At 68.2% G+C, this 5,768-nt stretch carries 4 protein-coding genes; all 4 read left to right on the top strand.

What is annotated here, in order from left to right; translation table 11 throughout:
• Window positions 1-1,295: xanthine dehydrogenase small subunit (gene xdhA / locus ACE3TU_RS18135; RefSeq protein ID WP_374626759.1), on the top strand; the 1,295-nt coding region annotated here is incomplete at its 5' end.
• Complete coding sequence (gene xdhB, locus ACE3TU_RS18130) at window positions 1,292-3,622, top strand: xanthine dehydrogenase molybdopterin binding subunit (RefSeq protein WP_374626757.1); 2,331 nt, start codon at window positions 1,292-1,294, stop codon at window positions 3,620-3,622. The genes xdhA and xdhB, both read left to right, overlap by 4 nt.
• On the top strand, window positions 3,619-4,497 hold the full coding sequence (gene xdhC, locus ACE3TU_RS18125; protein ID WP_374626754.1) for a xanthine dehydrogenase accessory protein XdhC: 879 nt from the start codon (window positions 3,619-3,621) through the stop codon (window positions 4,495-4,497). Before xdhB ends, xdhC begins: the two co-directional genes overlap by 4 nt.
• Window positions 4,487-5,768 (top strand): ABC transporter ATP-binding protein (locus ACE3TU_RS18120; protein ID WP_374626752.1); only part of this gene is annotated, 1,282 nt, incomplete at its 3' end. The genes xdhC and ACE3TU_RS18120, both read left to right, overlap by 11 nt.

Here is a 5,768-nt window from a genome sequence, read left to right as displayed (position 1 = left end):
GGCGGCTGCGCAACGGCGACCTCGTCTATCGCAGCGTCAATGCCTGCATCTGCTTTGTCGGTTCGCTCGACGGCGCGCATGTGGTGACCATCGAGCATCTGAGCGCTCCCGACGGCCCGCTGCACCCGGTACAGCAGGCCATGGTCGATCACCACGGCAGCCAGTGCGGCTTCTGCACCCCCGGCATCGTCATGTCGCTCTACGGGCTGTGGATGGCGGAACCGGCACCGACGGTGAGCGCCATCGAGACGGCGCTGCAGGGCAATCTCTGTCGGTGCACCGGCTATGCGCCGATCATCCGGGCCGGCCAGGCGATCTCGCAATACGGCGCGCCCGCCGGTGATCCATTGGTCGCCGAGCGGGCGAGGATCAAGGCACGTCTTGGCGCAATCGGCGACGGACGCCGCGTCGAGGTCGGCGAGGAACGGAACCGGATCATTGTTCCCGCCTCGGCCGACGATCTGGCCTCCGCCTATCTCGACAATCCCTCCGCGACACTGGTCGCGGGCTCCACCGATGTGGGCCTGTGGGTCACCAAGTTCATGCGCGAGATCGGGCCACTGATCTTTGTCGGCGAGGTTGACCAGCTGCGCGGTCTTGCCGAAGCGGATGGCGCCCTCGTCATCGGGGCCGCCGTCACCTATGCCGAGGCAGCGGATGCCATGGTCTCGCGCTTCCCGCAACTGGCGGAGCTGTGGGGCCGGATCGGAGGGGCGCAGGTGCGCAACATGGGCACCGTCGGCGCCAATATCGCCAACGGCTCGCCGATCGGCGACATGCCGCCGCCGCTGATCGCGCTCGATGCCACGATCACGCTGCGCAGGGGCAGTGCACGGCGCACCTTGGCGCTTGAGAGCTTCTTCATTGCCTATGGCCAGCAGGACCGGCAGCAAGGCGAGTTCATCGAGAGCGTGCGCGTGCCGTTGCTGCCGGCCGGCGAGCGCTTCGCCTGCTACAAGATTTCCAAGCGCCGCGACGAGGACATTTCCGCGCTCTGCGGCGCCTTCCGCGTAGCGCTCGACGGGCGGGGCCATGTCGCGTCGGTGCGCGTCGCCTTCGGCGGCATGGCGGCGACGCCCAAGCGCGCCATTGCGGTCGAAGCCGCGCTGCTCGGGCAGGCCTGGACCGAGGCGACGATCGAGGCAGCGCTGCCGGCCTTTGCCTCCGATTTCCAGCCGCTTACCGACATGCGGGCATCGGCCGGCTACAGGCTGCTCGCCGCGCAGAACCTGCTGCGGCGGTTCCACCTCGAGACGATCGGCGAAGGCCAACGGCTGACGCGGGAGGTGGCATGAACAGGCAGTCCGCCATCACCGCTTCGCCGCTCCACGTCTCGGTCCCGCACGACTCCGCCATCAAGCAGGTGGCCGGCCGCGCCGACTATGTCGATGATCTGGCCGAGCCGGAGGGCACGCTGCACGCCTATCTGGGGCTGTCGAGCCGGGTCCATGCCGAGATCGTCTCGATCGATCTCGACGCGGTGCGTGCCGCACCCGGGGTCGTCGGCGTCCTGACGGCCGCGGACATCCCCGCCGAGAACGACATCAGCACCGTCCACAAGCACGACGAGCCGGTGTTTGCCGACCGCGTGGTGGAGCACCACGGACAGGCGATCTTCGCGGTGATCGCCCTCGACCGGGAAGCGGCACGCCGTGCCGCCCGGCTCGCCCGTATCGCGTACCGGGACCTGCCGCACCTAACCGACATCGCCGCCGCCCGGGCGGCAGGAGGCCGGCTGGTGACGGAGCCGCTCAAGCTCGAGCGCGGCGACGTCGAGGCGGGGTTCGCCGCATCGACGCACCGGGTCGCCGGCTCGGTGACGATCGGCGGGCAGGAGCACTTCTATCTCGAGAGCCAGGTGGCCCTCGCCATCCCCGGCGAGGACGACGAGATCACCATCCAGGCCTCGACGCAGCACCCCACCGAGATTCAGGTGATGGTGGCCCAGGTGCTCGGCATCCCGCACGCCGCGGTCACCGTCAACATGCGCCGCATGGGCGGCGGCTTCGGCGGCAAGGAGACGCAGGGGAACCTGTTCGCCTGCGTCGCTGCGGTCGCGGCGCGGAAATACCGGCGGGCGGTGAAGCTCCGCCCCGATCGCGACGACGACTTCTCGATCACCGGCAAACGGCACGATTTCGTCGTCGACTACGAGGTCGGCTACGATGACGAGGGCCGCATCCAGGCGGTCGCCGCCACCTATGCGGCCCGTTCGGGGTATTCGGCCGATCTTTCCGGCCCGGTGACCGACCGGGCGCTGTTCCACTGCGACAATGCCTACTGGTACCCCGCCGTCCGCGTGCAGTCGCAGCCGCTCAAGACCAATACCGTCTCGAACACCGCCTTCCGCGGTTTCGGTGGTCCGCAGGGGATCGTCGCGGCGGAGCGCTGGATCGAGGACATCGCCTATGCTCTGGGCAAGGACCCGCTCGAGATCCGCAAGGCCAATTTCTACGGTACCGACAGCAACAACATCACCCCCTATCACCAGGTGGTCGAGGACAATGTCATCCACCGGGTGATCGCCGACCTCGAGGAAAGCTCGGAGTACCAGGCCCGCCGACGGGCGATCCTCGACTTCAATCGCACCAGCCGCGTGCTCAGGAAGGGCATCGCGCTGGTGCCGGTCAAGTTCGGTATCTCGTTCACGGCGACCTGGCACAACCAGGCAGGGGCGCTGGTGCATGTCTATCGCGACGGTTCGGTGCATCTGAGCCATGGCGGAACAGAGATGGGGCAGGGTCTGCACATCAAGGTGGCGCAGGTCCTTGCCGACGCGTTCGGGGTGCCGCTCGATCGCGTCAAGATCACGGCGAGCAATACCGGCAAGGTGCCCAATACCTCGGCGACGGCGGCATCGTCCGGCACCGATCTCAACGCCATGGCGGCGCTCGACGGCGCCAACCAGATCAAGGCGCGGATGAGTGCCCACGCGGCCCGGCTGCACGGCGTCGATCCGGCCGGGATCGTCTGGCAGTTCGGCGGCATCCGCGTCGGCGACAGGCTGATGCACTTCGACGAACTCGCCACCTCGTGCTGGATGCACCGCGTCCAGCTGTCGGCGGCCGGCTTCTACATGACCCCCGAGATCTACTGGGACCGCTCGACCGGGCGCGGGCGGCCCTTTTACTATTTCGCCTATGGCGCGGCCTGTGCGGAGGCCACCATCGACACCCTGACCGGAGAGTACCAGGTGGATCGCGCCGACGTGCTCGAGGATGTCGGCCGCTCGCTCAACCCCGCCATTGATATCGGGCAGGTGGAAGGCGCGTTCGTCCAGGGCATGGGCTGGCTCACCACCGAGGAACTGTGGTGGGACCAGAAGGGGCAGCTCAGGACGCATGCCCCGTCCACCTACAAGATCCCGCTTGCTTCGGACGTGCCGCGCGTCTTCAACGTCCGGCTCGCCGAGTGGAGCGTCAACAAGAAGCCGGCGATCGGTCGTTCCAAGGCGGTCGGCGAACCGCCGCTGGTCCTCGGCTACTCGGTCGTCGAGGCCCTCTCCATGGCGGTGGCATCGGTCGCCGACTACCGCATCGCTCCCCGGCTCGACATGCCCGCAACCCCCGAGCGGGTGCTGTTTGCCGTCGAGCGGCTACGGCGGGCGGCCACGACGCCATGACGCTTTCCGCCGCCGCCCTGCGGGCCTTCTTCACCGCCCATCCGGCGGCCATCGCCGCCGAACTCACCGCCGTCCGCGGCTCCTCGCCGCGCGAGGCCGGCGCCTTCATGCTGGTATCGGCCACGGGGCAGATCGGCACCATCGGTGGTGGGGCGCTCGAGTACCTGGTGATCGACCGGGCCCGGCAGGTGCTGCGGTCGGGCGAGCCTGGCGACGACCTCGACATTCCGCTCGGGCCTGAGATCGGGCAGTGCTGCGGGGGCCGCGTCGATGTCTCGCTGCGGCGGCTGGACGAGGCGGCGGTCGCGCGGCTGATCGGTCGCATCGAAGCGGAGGTAGCGGCCCGTCCGCACATATTCCTGTTTGGCGCCGGACATGTCGGCCGGGCCCTGGCGCACGCCCTCGCGCCGCTGCCGGTGCATGTGCACGTCGTCGATACACGACCGGCGGAGCTGTCCGGCCTCCCCGACCTTGTCGCGACGCACGCCGTGCCGATGCCGGAGGCGATGGTGCGTCGGGCGCCGCCCGGCAGTTCCTACGCCATCCTCACCCACGATCATGCGCTCGACTTCCTGATCGGGGCCGAGGCGCTGCAGCGCCGCGATGCGCCCTATGTCGGCATGGTCGGATCGAAGACCAAGCGCGCCCGCTTCCGGAGCTGGTACGCCGCCGAGGGCCATCCGGTTGGCGAACTCGAGCGCCTGGTGCTGCCGATCGGCGGCAAGGCCTTTCCGGCCGGGACTGGGGACAAACGTCCCGAAGTGATTGCCGCGCTGGCGGCGGCGGAGATTATGGTCCACACTCTCGGCCGGGAAGTCGAACTGGGCATACGGCCGGTCACCGCAATGCAGTCGGGAGCCGTCGTTGGACACTGAACTGGCGCCACGCCTCGCCCTCAGCGGCATCACCAAGCGCTTTCCGGGCGTGCTCGCCAACGACAACGTTTCGTTCTCCGTGCTGCCGGGCGAGATCCACGCGCTGCTGGGCGAGAACGGCGCCGGCAAGTCGACGCTCGTCAAGATGATCTACGGCATCATGCAGCCCGATGCCGGCGAAATCCGCTGGAACGGTGAGGCGATCCGCGTCGCCAATCCCAAGGCGGCGCGTCGGCTCGGCATCGGCATGGTGTTCCAGCACTTCTCGCTGTTCGAAGCGATGACGGTGCTGGAGAACATCGCGCTGGGCATGGATGCCAGGATCGCCGGGCGCGAGCTCGAGGGCCGCATCCGACAGGTGATGGAACAGTACGGGCTGAAGCTGGACCCGCACCGCACCGTCTCGACCCTCTCGGTGGGCGAGCGGCAGCGCATCGAGATCGTCCGCGCGCTATTGCTCAATCCCAGGCTGCTGATCATGGATGAGCCGACCTCGGTGCTGACCCCGCAGGAGGTGGAGCAGCTGTTTGTGGTGTTGCGGCAGCTTGCCCGGGAAGGCTGTTCGATCCTCTACATTTCCCACAAGCTGCACGAGATCAAGGCGCTGTGCGAAAGTGCGACGATCCTCAGGGGGGGCAGGCTGGTCGATACCTGCGATCCCCGGGTCGAAACCAGCCGCTCGATGGCCGAGAAGATGATCGGGGCCGGGCTCAAGGAGATTTCCAAGCCGGCCGGCCGCGGCTTCGGGGAGGCGAGGCTGGTGGTCAACCGCCTGTCGATGCCGGCGATCGGGCACTTCGGCACCGCGCTGAAGGACATCACCTTCACCGTCCGGGCGGGCGAGATATTCGGTATCGCGGGCGTCGCCGGCAACGGCCAGAACGCCTTGCTGCTGGCGCTTTCGGGTGAAGAACCGAGCGTGGACTCGGAGGCGATCACCGTCGACGGCGCGCCGATCGGGCACTTGAGCGCCAAGCAACGCCGCCTCAGGGGCATGGCCAGTGTCCCCGAAGAGCGCAACGGGCATGCCGCCGTGCCGGATTTCTCCCTGTCCGACAACACCATTCTCACCGCGCGCGACCGGCTGAAGATGGTCTCGGCCGGGTTGATCCGGACCGGGGCCGCCAGCACCTACGCGGGCGAAGTGATTGCCTCCTTCTCCGTCAAGGCGCAGGGGCCGTCGTCGATGGCCGGCTCGCTCTCCGGCGGGAACCTGCAGAAATACATCATGGGGCGGGAAATCCTGCAGAAGCCGTCCGTTCTGGTGGTCA

Origin of the sequence: Devosia sp. (assembly GCF_041917035.1) — a bacterium.
Lineage (GTDB): Bacteria > Pseudomonadota > Alphaproteobacteria > Rhizobiales > Devosiaceae > Devosia_A.
The sequence above is the reverse complement of the archived record's forward strand: the minus strand, read 5'-3'. Positions and strand labels throughout refer to the sequence as shown.